The organism is Aliivibrio fischeri (assembly GCA_038993745.2).
Taxonomy (GTDB): domain Bacteria; phylum Pseudomonadota; class Gammaproteobacteria; order Enterobacterales; family Vibrionaceae; genus Aliivibrio; species Aliivibrio fischeri_B.
Genome location: CP160630.1, coordinates 1 through 18,151 on the forward strand (window position 1 = coordinate 1; position 18,151 = coordinate 18,151).

Consider the following 18,151-nt stretch of genomic DNA (forward strand, 5'->3'; position numbering starts at 1 on the left):
ACTATGAAAACAATTGTACAGCATAAAAGCAATAATTCAACAAATAGCTGAACATGAATTTAATTATGTGATATTCATTAAAAAAGAAATTTTAAATATCAAAGCTGGCATTTACAGATAAAAAACACTAAAAATAATCAAGATAATTACGAGGAAAGTAACTTAAACTTAAAGTGTTACAGCGTCACTAAAGTTGATTTACAGTGTAAATTTTTACGGAAGCGTGAAAAATATTGGCTAAATTACGGTAAGTGTATTTTCAATTAATTTTATGAAAAAAAATTCTTAAAAATTTAGATGTAATATAAGAGATATGCTTGGGTCTATTTCCATCTTATCTGAGTAAAATAGAAGCATGATCAAGGGGTATATTCCACAAATAAACAGGTGTAAATTGATAAAATGTAAGTTCTCAGCTAAGAAGCATGATCAAGCAATAAATAGCTTCGGAAGCATGTATCTTTCTTTCTAAATTACAGAGGATGTATATCTGACAAGGCTTCAGAGAAAATCAACGAAAAAATCAAATAATTCACTCAGGTTGATCTAAGAAGAATGGTACTTGATCATTCTTCTGAAATACGATTAAAACGCATTAGACTTAAGATCATCTTAATTTTATAGCTATTAATGAATTAAAAACGTATTTTCGGACTAATCTTTGGTCTTAAATGTCATCCATCAATAAAAGACACCTCTCAAAAAGGGATAAAATAGAAATTCTGTGGATAACTTGTGTTTAGACCATGATCATTCTTCAATAAAACTCATGATCATCGATTCAAATGGACGATGATCATGCTTTTAAGATTTAATGATCATTGATCCAGAGTCATAATGATCATGCTTTCTAGATATTCTTGATCATGCTTTCATGCGTTTATTTTTTTAATTCTTTATTTTCAGTTACTTAAAAGCAAAAAACCAACCAGATCATAGATCAATATAATCATATAGATCAGAATTAATCATAAAGATCAGTTTAAAATAATAATAATTTTTTTCTTTCTTTAAAGATCCATTTCCATTAACCTATACGAAAGAATGATTAAAATACAATTAATGTCAGTTGAAAATGAATCATATAAAACCTACAGATAAAGAAAAGATCTACATTCCTCTTCCAAGAGATCACAAAGGTGGACACTTATTTGAAATCCCAACAAACTTAGTTGATTGGATTTCACAGTATCAACACTTTAAAGGTGTCACCAAAAGCATTTTAGAATTAATGAATCTTATTTCTTTAAAAGGATTTTCATCTCCAGATGGTTTAGTTTCTACAACTGAAATAATTGAAACAACTGATGGTCATTTAACTCGTGCAGCGATACAGCAACGTCTGCGAACGGCTGTAAACATAGGATTATTTGAACAATTTCCAGTTCATTTTGAACATGGTCTAGCTGGAAAAACCATGCTTCATAAATTTATTAATCCTTCTCAGCTAATTTCTGCACTTGGGATAACCAGTCTTAAGTCAGAACAAAGCCACGAACAAGAAAAACAAAAGCGTTCAAAAGCACTAGCTCAAACACAAGTAAACCGACAATTCCTAACAGAACACGGTTTAAGTGTACCTCCTAGTATGCGTGATGAAGCAGATCAGTTTGTAGTATCTCCAACTAACTGGGCTGGGATCATAGATCAAGCTTTAGCCCCACCACGAACAAGAAAAAATTATCAGAAAGCCATGGTTGCTATTTCAGGAACAAAAGCAATTATTGAAACAAGATCTTCTAAAAACATCATGACAGTTGATGATCTTATGACGCTTTTTGCTTTATTTACTTTAACTGTTCAATACCATGATCATCATCAAGACGATTATCATATTCAAACAAAAACAATGGGAAATAAAACCCCCATTTACATTACTGATATTCTTACACTTCGTGGTAAAAAAGACTCAGGACCTGCACGGGATTCTATCCGAGAAAGTATTGATCGTATTGAATTTACAGACTTTCAGTTACATGAATTAACAGGCCGTTGGTTAAGTGAAAATATGCCAAAAGGCTTTAAAAGTGATCGTTTCCGTTTCTTAGCTAGAACGATCACCGCATCTGATGAGGCACCGAAAGAAGGCAAAGATGGTGAGATCAAGATCAAACCTAATTTGTATATTTTAGTTTGGGAGCCATCATTTTATGATGAATTATTAACCAAAGATTACTTCTTTTTGTTTCCACCTGAAATTTTAAAGCAACATACACTAGTATTTCAGCTCTATAGCTTCTTCAGAAGCCGTTTAGCACGTCGAATGACTGATAACCTACTCCTGAGTGAAATTAATCAAAAACTCGCTCGTAACGTTGATTGGAGACGTTTTTCATTAGATCTTATTCGAGAACTAAAGAAATTAGCGAAGGATAAAGTTACTGAAGAGCTGTTTATTGTTAATTTATGGGGTTATCACTTAACGATTTCGATGCTGGATAGTTCAGAAAAGTTGCCTGATTATCAAATTGATATTCGTTGTGATCCTGAAGAGGTAATTCGATACTCTCGTGCAAGAACAACGAATGCTGGAAAGCGTAATATGGCACCAACAATGCCAAACCCTTTACGTAACGAGATCATGCCAAAGCAAGACCTTGATCAGCTTTCCACGATCATTGATGGTGAATTTGAGCCTATTAAACGCAATGATCCAAGTAAGAGTGGCCGTTTAGGCCGTAGGGTTAAGCTACGTAAACATTCAGCTGAAATTAATGCTGATGAATTAACTATCACATTAACCAAATACACGTCAGAGCAAGCGCTAGAGCGCAGTATTACGGCTTTATCTGCTATGACAGGGCATAGTTCATCCTCTATTTCTGATGAGTGCAAAGAACTATTAGATAAACTAGATTATTTGAAAGTTGCTGGTGAGATCTTACCTTACGAAACATTAAGTAAGACGATTGAATTTTACAATAGTCAAGATCATGGCAAGCATCTATCCATTGAAAACTTGATCTCTGGATTAGCTGTACGTAGAAAGATCTGTAAATTGGTTTATGCACAGAACTATGATCAAGATGTATTGCATGCATTAGATGAAATGGCAGGGTAGTCAATATATTGACACGCTTATGGCTGTTTATTGACAATATGATGACATAAAGAAAAGGGGGAGGCTATTATTACTAACGAATAGACAACCTTTGTCCTTTACCAATCGAAAGATTGGCTCATATTGTTACACATCTTACTTTTATTGTTTAAATAATTGTATTGGCGAGCCTCAGAGCTCGCCGTTTTTTTATCTGCAATAAATCATTTTTACATTCTCCGTATCCTATGACTCCATGATCATTCTTCCATTGAAAAATAAGGTGTTAGAGCGTTTGATACTCGTAATTATGAACAATTTTTATTACTCTATACGCCTATTTATTTTCTATTATTGAGATGAATTCCTATGATTGAACGCCAAGAAACAAAACAACGCATGAGCCGCATCGTAAAACACAACGGAACGATTTATTTGTGTGGTCAAGTATGTGCTGATGCAACAAAAGACATCACAGAACAGACACAAACTATGCTAGATAAGGTGGATCTTCTGTTAGAGCAAGCCGGGAGTTCTCGTGAGCATATGCTGTCAGCTACGATCTACATTAAAGATATGAAAGATTTTGCTGAAATGAATGCGGTATGGGATGCATGGGTTCCTGAAGGCCACGCACCAGCACGTGCATGTGTTGAAGCAAGTATGGCTCGTGACGCTTTATTGGTTGAGATCTCAGTTATCGCGGCTGAAAAGTAATATAAATTAAGTGATTACCAATTTTTATTGGTGATCACTGCTTTTTTAATCAAACTCTCTTGATCATCTTTCCGTAATTCTTCTGTTTTATTTGATCTCTGTTTTCTTACGCCTTGATCATGTTTCTGTAAAATAAATTCTATTACAGAATGACTGTTCTAATTTTGCTTGTTGCTGCATGTGTTTGTACATATCTAAATGTTATAACACGTCCAGTTCTAAGTAATAAATTAAACGGTTTATATTTATTGTGATGATATTTATATGTTGGATATTTTTTGTATATTTATTTATTATATTTATCTTTTTAAAGATTATGAATGGTTTAAGTATTATTTAAAATAAATTAATAAACATTTAAATGTTAAAAGTTAAATTCATGCAACCGTTTACATTTGGTTACATATTCAGTTTTATTACTTATATACACTTTCTTATGGTTTTTTAATCTAAAAAAGTTAATTTTTCTTAGAATATATAGATGTTTTTTGTGTTTATAATCTTAACGGGATATATAGCGAGAAACTGAAAAATATATGTTGTTAATATATAAACAATATAAAAGTCTGCACATTTCATTATGTTTTTTGCATGTAATTTATTTATGACTGATTTATCATGTCATGAAAGATTTTTGTGAATAATCAAATTCATAATGTTAATAATTTATGATGTCTTTAGAAATGGATTTATCAAAGAATCATTGAATAACAATTATTCTTATTTATATATATCCATTTTTTGTACTTTCATACATTGTGGTTTTATCTACATTATTTTTATTGTGGTGTGAGATTTATATGAAAGAAATAGAGAGTAATCCGCCCTTTGAGGTGTTAACTTATAGGAAAAATAGAATAAGTTTAGAAGCTCTTGAGGATAAGTTTTTTTTCTTGATTGATGAAAAAGAGGATAAATTTTCAATATACTTTAAAGATGAAAAATATGGCGTTTTTTTGTCTTATGATTCTAAAGGAAAAGAAGATAAAGTTAATAAATTTCTTTTACCTAATTGTAACTCCCCAATTCATATAGAGACAAATGGAAATAGTGGAATTGAGATTTTTTCCCCTTGTCTAAATTCAATAGTAGAGAGCTTAATAAGAAAAAAATAAACACTGTTTATGGTGAGATCATTAGTAAACTGAGAGTTAACTTTTCAGAAGATAAAAGTAAAATGATTGTGGAGATAAATGCAATTATTTGTTTGGTTTCAATATCTTTGATCGAATCAGAAAAAGAAAGAATAATAGATAAAATAGTCAGTTTTATTAGAGAAAATATAACTAATGATAAATTATCTCTCGATTATGTTGCTCAGAACTTATATATGTCAAAAAGAAAGTTACAATATATATTTTCAAGTAACAAAACAACATATAAGAAGACACTAAACGAAGTGAAAATTGACTTATTAGTCTACTATATAAATGAAAATCCTGATGTTAGTATTAAATACATATTGTCTAAATGTGGTTTTAATTCTCACTCATCAGCAAGTAATGCATTTAAAATTGCAAAAGGTGAAACTCTTTATCAATATAAGAAAAAAGTAAGGGCCTCATAAATAAACAATAAAAAAGCCTAAGTCTAAAAACTAGACTTAGGCTTTTTTATTGTAATGAGTTTAGGCTTATACTGTGAAGTATGAAAGCTCTTCTTTTTGTGATGCAGCTAAAGAAGAGAGTTCTTTGGCTGCTTGATCGACAAGGTTTATCGATAGAACATTCTTATTAACTAGATCAAATGTATTCGTAACATTTACCGCTATCTCTTCGGTCACATTAAATTGTTCTTGTGATGCAGTTGCAACTAATGTGTTTACATCTGATATTGAATTTGCCGAATAAACAATTTCATTAAATGAACTTTTTACATCTTCTGATAAAACGACGGACTCTTGGATTAGTTTTACATTTTCATCCATATTGATATTCGCTTTTTCTGATTGAGCTTGTAATTTGACTATAATTTCTTGGATGTTTATTGTCGACTTTTGTGTTTTTTCAGCAAGACTTCTTACTTCATCGGCAACAACTGCAAATCCTCTGCCTTGTTCTCCAGCTCTAGCTGCCTCAATTGCTGCATTCAATGCTAATAAATTTGTTTGCTCAGAGATCGTTCTAATGACATTGGTTACTTCACCAATGTTAACTGTGTCGTTTCTTAGCTCATTAATCATATTAGCAGTTTCTTGTACTGAGTCATTAATGGTTTTTGTTAGGTTAATTGATTTATCTAATGCTGTATTACCATGTTCAATATTATTAATTGCTTTTTGTATTTCGTTCTCGGCATCAAAAGCATTTGCTGTTACTTCTTTCGAAGTACTAGATAATTCATTGATAGCTGTAGAGATTCCTTCTATTTGTGTTTGTTCTTCTTGTGAATTTTTTGTTGTATCAAAGATCACATTGTTTAATTCTCTAGAGGCAAAAGAAACATTATCAGCTAAAGATAGGCTATTTTTAACTATTGTCGCCAGTTTATCGTTTAATAGAACCATGGATGAGTATATGCCTGTGTCTTTATCTGTTTTGGTTAAATTTTGTGATAAGTCACCATTGGCAATATTTGCTAATATTTCTGATATTTTTCTTGGTTCGCCTCCTATGTTTTTCATCACATTCTTAACTAGATACGCGATTAATGAGATCGAAATAATTATGGAGGAGAGCAAAATTAATAAACTCTTTAGACTTATTTCTGAGATAGCTTCAAACGTAAAGGTCGTGATTTTATTGTTTAAATAAGCTAAATCTTTCATTGCTTGTTTTTCTGCTACCTGCGCATTGGAAAGGTATTTTTTTGAAGAGCTTTATCCTTCTCATTAAAGAGTTTTATTATGTTAGTTTCATAAATAGTTATATCATTTAATATAGTATCAAGGAGTGTTTTGTTATCATCGTGTATCATAAATGAACGTACTTCATTTATTGTATTTTTATTTTTAGTTAAATTTTGTTCAAAAGATTTTATCTTATTATTATCACCATTAACTTGGAAAGTTAGATTATCAATAATTGAATCTCTGACCTGAATTTCAACATCAGATATCCCATTTAGTATTTTTGTTTGATTTTTTACGAACGTAAAGTTCGAATGGATAAAAAAGATCATAACAGTGTTGATTAGTACGATTAATGATATGGTTGATAAACTTAGTTTTTTTAATGTCATATTATTCACATTTTAAATTATATTTGGTTGACTAAATGATAAGTCTTAGATTTGAATTCTTTAATTAGTAAATGTGCAAAAAAACTCATAATGTGCACTTTTGTCTATCGTATATTGATATCACTTCCTTCATGGCACTCACTACTTTTATAGACGTAATGATAGTTAATTTTATTTTTTCTAATTGGTTCTATAACAAAGCTTCTTTTTCCAATGCTATATTGTGATTCGATAATTGAGCGTAAAGAAAGGTAACCACATTTATTTAGTGCTGTAACGAAGCATGCTAGTATTTTGATTTCTGATTTATAGTTTTTTTTCACTGCGAATCCTATTTAAAGTTTGTGTTTTAATATTTTAATATATGAAATTAATTGGTTACTTTTGCGCAAAAAGCGTATTTAAATGTGCAAATTGACTGTGGTTATTGATTCCTATAGCTAGTAATAAAAAGAGATTATTGATAAAAAGGAGGTCTTTTTTAATTGGGAACTTTAAGTTATATATGACACAAACCGATGTTTTTTTATTTATTGACTCTTGTCCACAACCGACTTTATTAACCACAATTGATGGGATTATGGTGTATTCAAATTCTTCATACAAAGAACAGTTTTATCAAGAAAAAGCTAATCAGCTCACTCCTGTTATTGATAATATAATTGAATCAAGTACGGAACCTTTAATACAAGCGAATGCTCTGTATTGTAAGTTTCTTGAATCGTTGTTTTTAAAGAATAAAAAAACAACGATAAAAAAAGAATTATTTTATTATAAACAATATGTTACTCTGCGGACGATTGTTTCTATTGATTGTGATGATTACATATTACTTATGATATCAGAGGAAAAATAACATTATTTTACTGCAACTTATGTGGGTTTATTTTATAAACCCACATAAAATTGATTAGTTAATAATGCCGCAAGCAATTCGTTCTCCTGCTCCACCAAGAAGTTTAGGAATATCAGAATGGTTATCTCCATGTGCATGAATTATAATAGATTTCCCTTTTATTTCATCAATATTAAGCCGTGGTGCTAATACAGGAACTAAAGCATCCCCATACTGATCTACATATAAAGGGGGTAAATCACCTTTATGATTATCTAAGGTCCAAGGGAAACCATGTTTTTTTGTGTTATCGGGGTCATAGTGTCCACCTGCGGAACCGGCTAAAATTTTAACACCGTTATCGCTTATTTTTGGATCACAACTACCTTTTTCATGAATATGAAAACCATGTAAACCAGAAGGTAAATCTATAAGGTTAGGTGTAAAAACAGTTCCAAATTTACTGCTTGATATTGTTATATCTCCAATAAGTTCTTTAGAGGTTAAATCCATCATGTTTACATTATAATTCGTCGCCGATAATGTATAAAAAGGAGTTGCTATTAGTAGTAATAGAAAGCAAGATAGTTTTTTTTGCATTATCATTTTATACCCCTTTTCTTATTTTATTTGAATAGATTCATAAATAAGAACTTCATTTTTATATTCAGCAATAAGCTCTTCTACTAATTTTTTATCTTTTTACTGTTACTGTTCACAACAGCATTAAAGAGTTTAATGCGTATGTTTGAAATCCTATCACTAACTTCTTTTTTTAAAGCAATTTGTGTTTTTAATTTTTTTAATCTCATTTTTTATTTCCTCATTTTAATTATCTTATCGTTGTTTCTCTTCTAGAACGACTGAACTAGCCTTTTTTCACTTAAATCTATAATGAGTTCGGATGTAAAAATAAAGTTTTTTTTAGAAAAAATATTAATGATTATTATTTTGCATATTATTAAATAAATTTAATTTAAAATTATTGATTTTTTTTAATTTTGATATAAGGGATTTGGGTGCGCGTTTTTTGTTTTTTTGTGCGTGTGGTGCAGTGTTTCTTTTTTAAATCCCTTTTTAGAATAGCGCGCTACTACAACATCAAAATATAGGTTTTTAGAATGCGTAATTCATGTTATTTAAAATTAGTACCTGCTCTGTTTAGTTTCTATGCTATGTCAGCTAAAGCTGAGATTATTTATCCAAGTTTTTTCATTGGCGGTAGCTTAGGCTATCAATTAGCTGATGATGATAATTACAGTTATTCAGATCCAGGAGCTCCATCTTTTGGTATTAGCGCAGGGGTTCAATTTAATAATGATTGGCGTTGGGATATTGGATATCAACATTCTGATACGTTTGAAGCACGTCAAAATAATATAGAGTTGACACCTAGGTGGTTTGAAACAGCCTTGCGTTATGACTGGGAATTACAGAAAAACTATAAGGCGTATGCGCGATTGGGTGTAGCTTATTGGGATGTAGATAAAGAAATTAAAGGCATGGAAACTCGTTCAACTCAAGGAATATCTCCATTAGGAGAGGTGGGCGTTAGCTATGCTTTGACACCTAATATTGATATTGAAGGTGGTTTCAAATATATCAATGAAATTGGTGATAAATATACAGGAAGATATGATAACAATTCATTCGTCATTAACTTAAATTACAAATTTATTAATGAAAAGAAAGTTGTTCAGGTCGTTAAAAAGGAGTCTAAGCCTTTGCCTCCAAAGCCTGTTGTACCTGTTAAACCAGTTAAAAAAACAATTACTACGAATGAAGAGTCATATGTAACGTATTTTGCTTTTGCTAGTAGTAAAGTCAATACAGGAAGTCTTGAGCTCAAAAAGGTACTAGATACCCTGAATAAATACCCTCAAAGTCGATTAATTTTGACTGGGAATACCGATTCTATTGGCTCTTACGCTGCAAACCAACGATTGTCGCAAAAACGAGCTGATAGCGTCGCTCGCTTTTTTACTGATCGAGGTATTTCAATATCAAGAATAACGATTCGAGCAGATGGTGAAACTAATCCTGTAGCAAGTAATATCACTGCAGAAGGAAGAAGCCAGAATTTGCGTGTTGATATGAATATTCCAAGTTTTTCTTATGAAGAAGTGGCATCAAAATGATTAAATCAACAATGATTGTGTGGGTTAAATTGCTCACACTTTTTTTCACTGCTATAAGTTTGTTTGGATGTAATGCAGAAGATGCTTTTAGTGTCCCTTCAACAAATGATGGAAGTCAGAAAACTTTAGTTAGTATTCAAATATCGCCAGCTGAAAAATTGAGTTTTGGTAGAAGTGATTTACAAATCGCAAAGGGTAATAAGTTACCGTTATTAGCGATGGGTACATATAGTGATGGTTCAAATGAAAACATTACCGATAAGGTTGATTGGGCAAGTTCGGACCAGTTAATTGTTAGTGTTTCTGGTGTTGGTATAACCCGAGGGGAAGCCGAAGGTCAAAGTGGGATTGTTGCCACTTTGGGGAATATCATTAGTAATGAGCTTGTTATTTTAGTTAATCCTGCAGAGGCTGTTTCTGTCCAAATCACACCAGCATTGAAGAACATTCCTGTAGGTAGTTCTCAGCAGTATGAAGCGGTGGCAACTTATACAGATGGAACAACTACGGTAGTTAATAATCATGAGCGTATAGAGTGGTTTGTATCTAGCCCAACAAAAGTCACGATGACTCCTACAGGCAAAGCTTCTGCTATTGGTGTCGGAAGTATGGAAATATTTGCTATGTTAGGCGACATAAAAAGTAACGTAGCTGATTTGATCGTAACAAATGCGGCAATAATGTCGATTCAAATTGAGCCAGCGGTTAAAGAGATCGCAAAAGGACATAAACAACAATACACGGCAATAGGTACGTTAAGTGATAATACGACTGAAGATGTTACTAATAATGTTACTTGGGCTGTTGTTGGGGATGGTGTTTCTATCTCTGAGAGTGGTTTGGCAACTGGTAATGAAGTCGGAACTGTTAATATTGAAGCTTCTATCGGGGATGTTAGAAGTAATAAAGCCTCTTTAGACGTTACAGATGCTGTTGTAACAGTCCTCAATATTACGCCTTTAAATACAAGTATTGCTAAAGGGCGTTCTCAGCAATATGAGGCGGTAGCCACGTATTCTGATGGGGGAAAAGCGGATGTAACTACTCAAGTTACTTGGAATAGCTCTGATACTAGTACAGCAACAATAACTAATGGCACTGCTAATGGAAGAGCTGTTGGAAGTACGACTATTAATGCCAGTTTTAATGGAGTTAATAGCGAAGATGCGATGTTATCAGTAACTGCTGCTGAGGTGGTTAGCCTTCAGGTTTCTCCTGCGGTTTATAGCCTTGCAAAAGGCACATCACATCAATATACAGCGACTGCGATTTATACTGATGGTAGCTCTGCTGTTGTTAGTAATGATGTTAGTTGGCTGAGCTCTGAATCAGAGATTGCAACTATTACTGTTGGTGGATTGGCTGTTGGTGTTAAAGTTGGTCAGATAACAATAACTGCTTCTTTGGATTCAGTAGTGAGTAACGAAGCTGAATTAACGGTGACTTCCGCAGTATTACAGTCTATTCAAATTACTCCTGCTATGAAAAGTATAGCTAAAGGAAATACTCAGCAATATGAAGCGCTAGGTACATACTCTGATGGTGGGGTGCAAGACATAAGCACATTGGTTAGTTGGAGTAGTTCTGACACTAGCTTAGCAACTATTTCTGCTCAGGGTTTGGCTTCTGGTGTCTCTGTTGGTAATAATATTGATATTAAAGCTACTTTGGGAAGTACTACAAGTAATACTGCTGTTTTAAATGTTACGGCAGCGGACGTAGTATCAATTCAGATTACACCACCGAGTGCAAGTGTCGCAAAAGGTAACTCTCAGCAATACACGGCGACGGCAACATACACAGATGCAACAACTGTAAATATCACAAGTTCAGTCAATTGGTTTAGTTCCGATACGTCATTAGCATCGATTACATCTGCTGGCTTGGCCACTGGTATTAGTGAAGGTGAAGTTAATGTTCATGCAACATTTAATTCTGTTACTAGTAATAATGTAACGTTAACTGTTACTGCAGCAGAGCTAGAGTCTATACAGATTACGCCTCCTGTAATTAGTATCGCAAAAGGTAATACGCAACAATATGCGGCTACTGGTTATTATAGTGATGATCAGAATGTTGATATTACGGATTCTGTTACTTGGATTAGTTCTAATCCTGCTTTAGTTACTATCTCTTCTGGAGTATCAGGTGGTTTGGCTAATGGTGATCATGAAGGACAAGTAAAAATTTCAGCGGAATTTAATTCAAATGTTAGTAATGAAGCTACTTTGTCAGTAACCGCAGCTAAAATAGTCTCTATTCAGGTAACTCCAGCAACAGTAAGTATCGCAGAGGGGAATACTCAGCAGTATTTGGCAACAGCAACTTATACTGATAATCGTACTGCTGATGTTACCAATTCTGTTAGTTGGTCTAGTTCTGATACTGATTTAGCAACTATCGATGCTCGAGGCTTAGCTACTGGTGTTGGTGTCGGCGAGGTACAAGTTATTGCAGTGAAAGATGGTATTTCAAGCAATGAGGCAATATTAACTGTTATTAGTGCTAGTGTTGTTTCAATTCAGGTCACACCTCCTACGAAGAGTATTGCGAAAGGAGATACCCAACAGTATGTCGCGATGGCTACTTATAATAACAGCACAACAAAAGATGTAAGTAATAGTGTTAGTTGGTCTAGCTCAAACTCTGGGCTTGCAACTATTACCTCAGAAGGTTTGGCTACTGGAGTTACTGAAGGTGTTGTTACTATTAATGCTTCTTTAAATGGAGTAACCAGTAATTCGGCATCTTTAACTATAACATCAGCGGTTATTCGTTCTCTGCAAATAACGCCAGCGGTTCAGAGTATTCCTAAAGGTAGTCAACATCAGTATACAGCAATAGCAACATACTCGGATAATTCGACATTAGATGTGACAGGGCGAGTTAATTGGAATTCATCTGATCGTGGTATTGCAACTATTACAAGTACGGGGTTAGCGCAAGGTGTTATTGAAGGCGAAGTATCAATTACTGGTTCTTTAAATGGAATTAGCGGTAATGATGCTACATTGACTGTGACTGCTGTAGCTATTCAGTCTCTTGTACTTACACCTGAAACGGCTAGTATTGTTCGTGGTACAACTCAGCAATATTCGGCAATTGCAACGTATAGTGATAACTCAACGATTGATGCAACATTAACGGGTAGTTGGTCTTCGTCTTCTTCAAGGGTTGCCACTATTAATCGCGGGGTAGCAAGTGGTGTCCGTGTTGGTCAAACGGATATTCAGGTATGGTTCGATGGGATATTGAGTAATGTAGCAAGCCTTACTGTTACAGATCCTGTTTTAGTTTCTTTGGATATTTCGCCAGAGACGACCTCTATAGTAAGAGGTGGTACTCAGCGTTTTGTTGCTGTAGGTACTTATAGTGATTCAAGAATTTCTGTTTTAACTAATCTTGTTAGTTGGAATAGTGATGCCTCTATTGCCACTATTTCTGATTCTGGGCTTGCAACTGGGGTTGGGGTTGGAAGTACAGCGATAAAGGCAACTTTGAACGGTGTACAAAGTAATACGGTAAATCTAAGTGTTACTGCCCCTGTGCTGAATGGCATTGCTGTGACTCCAGTAAGTTCCTCTGTTTCGAAGGGAGCAACTAAGCAGTTTACTGCAATGGCTGAATATAGCGGTGGTGCGCCTTCTGTAGATATAACGGACACTGTTGATTGGCATGTATCAGATACTTCTATAGCAACAATAAGTTTGACAGGTGAAGTTACTGGTGTGGCTGTTGGTCTGGTGAAAGTGACAGCAACTCAAGGGAATATTAGTAGTAATGAAGCAAGTTTAACTGTTGATGATGAGCGATTAATTCCTACATTACCTGATGGAAATAACGTTTGGCTTCCACCACAAGAGTTTGGTTGGTATGAAGATAATTTAGGCATTACACCTGATGGTCAATATACTGAAGACGGTGTTAGTGGGCCTAATGGAAAATCTATTGGATTGTTCACTTTTGCAAATGCAAGAGCTGTGTGTTTTAAATTGAATTCAAGCCCTGCGGGTGGAGGATTTACCAGTTGGACTCTTCCATTACGAGACCATTTTGATAATTTGACTCGATTTAACAGTAATATGTTTGTAGACCATGGTTGGCCTGCTGGCAGATTAGTATGGAGTGGTACTGCTAACCCTGATTTTCCTGTGGCCTCTGGAAATTTGATTATGTTTGACTTAACTAAACAAGGACCAAATAATACAGAGAATGGACTTTCAACTGATTTATATTATGTGGCTTGTGATAGATTTAATAGATAATTAAATATAGTATTGAAACCGAGTATGTTATGTACTCGGTTTTTTTATATTTACAAGTTGATTTATTTATATTTGTTTTAGATTCTACATTCTTATTTTTTATATTGTTTGGGTGCAAATCTGAAGATTGTTTTAAAAATACAAGCTATCGAGTGAGCCTTGCAAAGGGCAATAGCCAATAATACGCAGCAGTGGGGAGTTATAGTGATGGTAGGTCGGAGGATATTAGTGAGGCACGTATCATCTACAGCTATTGCTACCATTACTGCTCGTTATGATAGGTATACAGCAACTGCAGTATTTACAGTAAGATAACGAATAAATATTTTAGTAGAAAAGCCGAATATTATATGCGGCTTTTTTTATGGAATATTATTAATTAAGAGGCCTTGAATATAAAGATTTAAGGCTCTGTCATAGGGTTAACTAAATGACTTCATTATTAAATGAAGAAGGTTTTTATTGGATGGAGATACTTCTAAACTAATAATTTTTAACGTATCTATTATTTAAATTTGACGAAAAGTAAGCATATTATATTTATTTGCATTTATTGTTGTTATTTTGCACTTTTGACTAGATCTTTCACTTATTCTATCACTAATACTTATTGCTCTTTATTATAAAATAGGCTAGGTATATATGAATAAAATAAAGTGTAATTATATTTTTAGTTTGAAAATAAACTATTGTTTTTTACGAGGTGTAGTTTTATCCATTATTTTTCTCTTTTTATATGGGTGTAATTCTGAGGAGGCTTTTAATGACAATATTATTGAAAATAAAAAAGAATTAGTTAATATTCAAATATTGCCAGTTAAAAATATAACTCTTGGGATGAGTGATTTAAAAATAGTAAAAGGTGGTTATCAGGCATTTGTTGCTATTGGTTTTTATAATGATGATTCTAGTGAAAATATTAGTGATGAGGTATTTTGGAGTAGCACATTTTCTGAAATTGCAACGATAACAGAAATCGGAATTGCAAAGGGACTTGATGTAGGAATTACCTCTATTAAAGCGATAAAAGATGGGATCATTAGTAACGAATTGAGCTTAACGGTAACGGCCGCAGCGTTAGAGAGTATTCAAATAACGCCAGCAGTAGTGAGTCTTGCCAAAGGCAATAGCCAACAGTACACGGCGATGGGGTTTTACAGTGATGAAACTAGTCGAGATCTAACTCAAGAGGTGTCATGGCGCAGCCGTGATACGTCAATCGCTACCATCAGTGAAGTTGGGTTAGTCGTTGGTGTGGGGGTTGGAAATTCAATTATCACTGCAGTAAAAGATGGAGTGGTGAGTAACGATGGACGGTTAACGGTAACGGCCGCGGCGTTAGAAAGTATTCAAATAACGCCTGCAGTGGTGAGCTTTGCAAAGGGAAATAGCCAACAGTACACGGCGATGGGGTTTTACAGTGATGAAACCAGTCGAGAATTAACCCAAGAGGTGTCATGGCGTAGCCGTGATACATCAATCGCTACCATCAGTGAAGCTGGGTTAGCCATTGGTGTGGGCGTCGGAAATTCAACGATCACAGCAGTAAAAGATGGTGTGATGAGTAACGATGGGCGATTAACGGTTACGGCCGCAGCGTTAGAAAGTATTCAAATAACGCCAGCAGTAGTGAGTCTTGCTAAAGGCAATAGCCAACAGTACACGGCGATGGGGTTTTACAGTGATGAAACCAGTCGAGAATTAACCCAAGAGGTGTCATGGCGTAGCCGCGATACGTCAATCGCCACCATCAGTGAAGTTGGGTTAGTCGTTGGTGTGGATGTTGGAAATTCAACGATCACAGCAGTAAAAGATGGGGTTGTTAGCAATGATGGACGCTTAACGGTCACGACAGCAGCGTTAGAGAGTATTCAAATAACGCCAGCAGTAGTGAGTCTTGCCAAAGGCAATAGTCAACAGTACACGGCGATGGGGTTTTACAGTGATGAAACCAGTCGAGAATTAACCCAAGAGGTGTCATGGCGTAGCCGTGATACGTCAATCGCTACCATCAGTGAAGCAGGATTAGTGGTTGGTGTGGGTGTTGGCAATTCAACGATCACAGCAGTAAAAGATGGGGTGATGAGTAACGATGGACGGTTAACGGTCACGGCCGCAGCGCTAGAGAGTATTCAAATAACCCCAGCAGTGGTGAGTCTTGCCAAAGGCAATAGCCAACAGTATACAGCGATGGGGTTTTACAGTGATGAAACCAGTCGAGAATTAACCCAAGAGGTGTCATGGCGTAGCCGTGATACGTCAATCGCCACCATCAGTGAAGCCGGGTTAGTGGTTGGTGTAGGTGTTGGTAATTCAACGATCACAGCAGTAAAAGATGGGGTGATGAGTAACGATGGACGGTTAACGGTCACGGCGGCGGCGTTAGAGAGCATTCAAATAACCCCAGCAGTGGTGAGTCTTGCCAAAGGCAACAGCCAACAGTACACAGCGATGGGGTTTTACAGTGATGAAACCAGTCGAGAATTAACCCAAGAGGTGTCATGGCGTAGCCGTGATACGTCAATCGCCACCATCAGTGACGTTGGGTTAGTGGTTGGTGTGGGTGTGGGCAATTCAACGCTCACTGCAGTAAAAGATGGGGTGATGAGTAACGATGGACGGTTAACGGTCACGACAGCTGCGCTAGAAAGCATTCAAATAACGCCAGCAGTGGTGAGCCTTGCCAAAGGCAACAGCCAACAGTACACAGCGATGGGGTTTTACAGTGATGAAACCAGTCGAGAATTAACCCAAGAGGTGTCATGGCGCAGCCGTGATACGTCAATCGCTACCATCAGTGACGTTGGGTTAGTCGTTGGTGTGAGTGCTGGAAATTCAACGATCACAGCAGTAAAAGATGGTGTGATGAGTAACGATGGACGGTTAACGGTTACGGCCGCAGCGTTAGAGAGTATTCAAATAACGCCAGCAGTAGTGAGTCTTGCCAAAGGCAACAGCCAACAGTACACAGCGATGGGATTTTACAGTGATGAAACCAGTCGAAATATCTCCAATGAAGTGTCGTGGCGTAGTAGCGCAATAGCGGTTGCGATCATTAGTGGGCAAGGCATGGCAGTCGGTGTGGACGTTGGCGAAACTATCGTCAGTGCAGTAAAAGATGGGGTGGTGAGTAACCGAGCTAATCTTATTGTTAGTGAAGCCGTTTTAGAATCAATTATAATTTCTCCTATAAATGCATCAATAATCAAAGGTAGCATATTGCAGCATGCTGCTACTGGAATTTATAGTGATGGCGCCAGCCAAGATTTGACTCGAGAGGTATCATGGCGAAGCAGTGATACGTCAATCGCTACCATCAGTGAAGCGGGAGTAGCCGTGGGCGTGGATGTAGGAAGCTCAACCATCACTGCCGTGAAAGATGGAATATTAAGTAACGATGGACGTTTAACTGTAATCGCTATATCTGAACCTGTAAATTATTTTGTAAGTGTGAAGCCTAAACATTCGGTTATATTTGTTGGAGGAGAGCAGCAGTTTGAAGCTGAGCTTGTGTATGATGATGGTTCTAGAGAGATCTTGCCAAATAGCAGAGTGATGTGGAATAGCTCTGCATTTAATATTGCAACAATAACGAATATTGGTCGGGCTAAAGGTATTGTTGATGGTGGAACGCGAATACAAGCGACGTTAGTTGATAATGTTAATGTGTGGGGAGAAACAACATTAAGTGTTATTAATGTTCAATCATTATTCGCATATACTATTAATGTTACCGGAGGCGTTGTTTTAAATTATGGTGATAGATTAGGATTAACTGTTACTGGTTTGTATAGTTTATCAAATAGTGGGTTCGTTGATTTAACATATACTTCTATATGGACTAGTTCAGATCATAATGTCATTAGAATGGAAGGGCCTGTAGCGTACGCAGTTGGCTTCGGCTCTGCAACAATTACAGCTACCTATGAAGGTAGGGTAAGTTCTGTTGAATTAACGGTAAGATAAGTTATTTTTT

General features: G+C 35.3%; 11 protein-coding genes. 8 read left to right on the forward strand and 3 right to left on the reverse strand.

Annotation, left to right across the window (positions count from 1 at the left end; all coding sequences use genetic code 11):
* Window positions 1-1,075 precede the first annotated feature (1,075 nt).
* The 4 genes from AAFX60_014055 to AAFX60_014070 all read left to right on the forward strand — a co-directional run bounded on the left by AAFX60_014055 (window position 1,076) and on the right by AAFX60_014070 (window position 5,324).
* A complete protein-coding gene (locus AAFX60_014055) occupies window positions 1,076-3,061 on the forward strand; it encodes a replication initiator protein RctB domain-containing protein (GenBank protein ID XDF79558.1) in 1,986 nt (661 codons plus the stop codon).
* Between the two features lie 348 nt (window positions 3,062-3,409).
* Window positions 3,410-3,757 carry a RidA family protein gene (locus AAFX60_014060; GenBank protein ID XDF79559.1) on the forward strand — a complete coding sequence of 116 codons (348 nt, stop codon included), beginning with the start codon at window positions 3,410-3,412 and terminating at the stop codon, window positions 3,755-3,757.
* 800 nt (window positions 3,758-4,557) lie between these two features.
* Entirely contained in the window at window positions 4,558-4,872 is a 315-nt protein-coding gene (locus AAFX60_014065; protein ID XDF79560.1) for a hypothetical protein, read from the forward strand.
* A complete protein-coding gene (locus AAFX60_014070) occupies window positions 4,830-5,324 on the forward strand; it encodes an AraC family transcriptional regulator (GenBank protein ID XDF79561.1) in 495 nt (164 codons plus the stop codon). Before AAFX60_014065 ends, AAFX60_014070 begins: the two co-directional genes overlap by 43 nt.
* 66 nt (window positions 5,325-5,390) lie before the next feature.
* Here the strand turns inward: AAFX60_014070 and AAFX60_014075 are convergent, their stop codons facing one another.
* Window positions 5,391-6,524 (reverse strand): methyl-accepting chemotaxis protein, encoded by a 1,134-nt coding sequence (locus AAFX60_014075; GenBank protein ID XDF79562.1) that lies wholly within the window; start codon window positions 6,522-6,524, stop codon window positions 5,391-5,393.
* A 14-nt stretch (window positions 6,525-6,538) separates the two neighbouring features.
* Window positions 6,539-6,937: a hypothetical protein gene (locus AAFX60_014080; protein XDF79563.1), complete on the reverse strand. Its 399-nt coding sequence runs from the start codon at window positions 6,935-6,937 to the stop codon at window positions 6,539-6,541.
* A gap of 505 nt (window positions 6,938-7,442) precedes the next feature.
* Here AAFX60_014080 and AAFX60_014085 point away from each other — a divergent pair.
* Window positions 7,443-7,793 carry a hypothetical protein gene (locus AAFX60_014085; GenBank protein XDF79564.1) on the forward strand — a complete coding sequence of 117 codons (351 nt, stop codon included), beginning with the start codon at window positions 7,443-7,445 and terminating at the stop codon, window positions 7,791-7,793.
* A gap of 54 nt (window positions 7,794-7,847) precedes the next feature.
* Here the strand turns inward: AAFX60_014085 and AAFX60_014090 are convergent, their stop codons facing one another.
* Window positions 7,848-8,378: a superoxide dismutase family protein gene (locus AAFX60_014090; protein XDF79565.1), complete on the reverse strand. Its 531-nt coding sequence runs from the start codon at window positions 8,376-8,378 to the stop codon at window positions 7,848-7,850.
* A gap of 515 nt (window positions 8,379-8,893) precedes the next feature.
* On the opposite strand from AAFX60_014090, the gene AAFX60_014095 reads away from it, so the two are divergent.
* From AAFX60_014095 to AAFX60_014105, 3 genes are all read left to right on the forward strand, one after another.
* Window positions 8,894-9,910 carry an OmpA family protein gene (locus AAFX60_014095; GenBank protein ID XDF79566.1) on the forward strand — a complete coding sequence of 339 codons (1,017 nt, stop codon included), beginning with the start codon at window positions 8,894-8,896 and terminating at the stop codon, window positions 9,908-9,910.
* The gene (locus tag AAFX60_014100; GenBank protein XDF79567.1) at window positions 9,907-14,175 is read left to right on the forward strand and encodes an Ig-like domain-containing protein; all 4,269 of its coding nucleotides are present in this window, start codon (window positions 9,907-9,909) and stop codon (window positions 14,173-14,175) included. Before AAFX60_014095 ends, AAFX60_014100 begins: the two co-directional genes overlap by 4 nt.
* Window positions 14,176-15,012: 837 nt before the next feature.
* Window positions 15,013-18,141 carry an Ig-like domain-containing protein gene (locus tag AAFX60_014105; protein XDF79568.1) on the forward strand — a complete coding sequence of 1,043 codons (3,129 nt, stop codon included), beginning with the start codon at window positions 15,013-15,015 and terminating at the stop codon, window positions 18,139-18,141.
* The last annotated feature ends 10 nt before the right edge of the window (window positions 18,142-18,151 follow it).

What these genes read in the sequence shown, in the direction of transcription:
- AAFX60_014090 (XDF79565.1), bottom strand. Translation starts at nt 8,378, where the DNA reads ATGATAATGCAAAAAAAACTATCTTGCTTTCTATTACTACTAATAGCA.
- AAFX60_014055 (XDF79558.1), top strand. Translation starts at nt 1,076, where the DNA reads ATGAATCATATAAAACCTACAGATAAAGAAAAGATCTACATTCCTCTT.
- AAFX60_014105 (XDF79568.1), top strand. Translation starts at nt 15,013, where the DNA reads ATGAGTGATTTAAAAATAGTAAAAGGTGGTTATCAGGCATTTGTTGCT.
- AAFX60_014095 (XDF79566.1), top strand. Translation starts at nt 8,894, where the DNA reads ATGCGTAATTCATGTTATTTAAAATTAGTACCTGCTCTGTTTAGTTTC.
- AAFX60_014100 (XDF79567.1), top strand. Translation starts at nt 9,907, where the DNA reads ATGATTAAATCAACAATGATTGTGTGGGTTAAATTGCTCACACTTTTT.
- AAFX60_014080 (XDF79563.1), bottom strand. Translation starts at nt 6,937, where the DNA reads ATGACATTAAAAAAACTAAGTTTATCAACCATATCATTAATCGTACTA.
- AAFX60_014060 (XDF79559.1), top strand. Translation starts at nt 3,410, where the DNA reads ATGATTGAACGCCAAGAAACAAAACAACGCATGAGCCGCATCGTAAAA.
- AAFX60_014065 (XDF79560.1), top strand. Translation starts at nt 4,558, where the DNA reads ATGAAAGAAATAGAGAGTAATCCGCCCTTTGAGGTGTTAACTTATAGG.
- AAFX60_014085 (XDF79564.1), top strand. Translation starts at nt 7,443, where the DNA reads ATGACACAAACCGATGTTTTTTTATTTATTGACTCTTGTCCACAACCG.
- AAFX60_014075 (XDF79562.1), bottom strand. Translation starts at nt 6,524, where the DNA reads ATGAAAGATTTAGCTTATTTAAACAATAAAATCACGACCTTTACGTTT.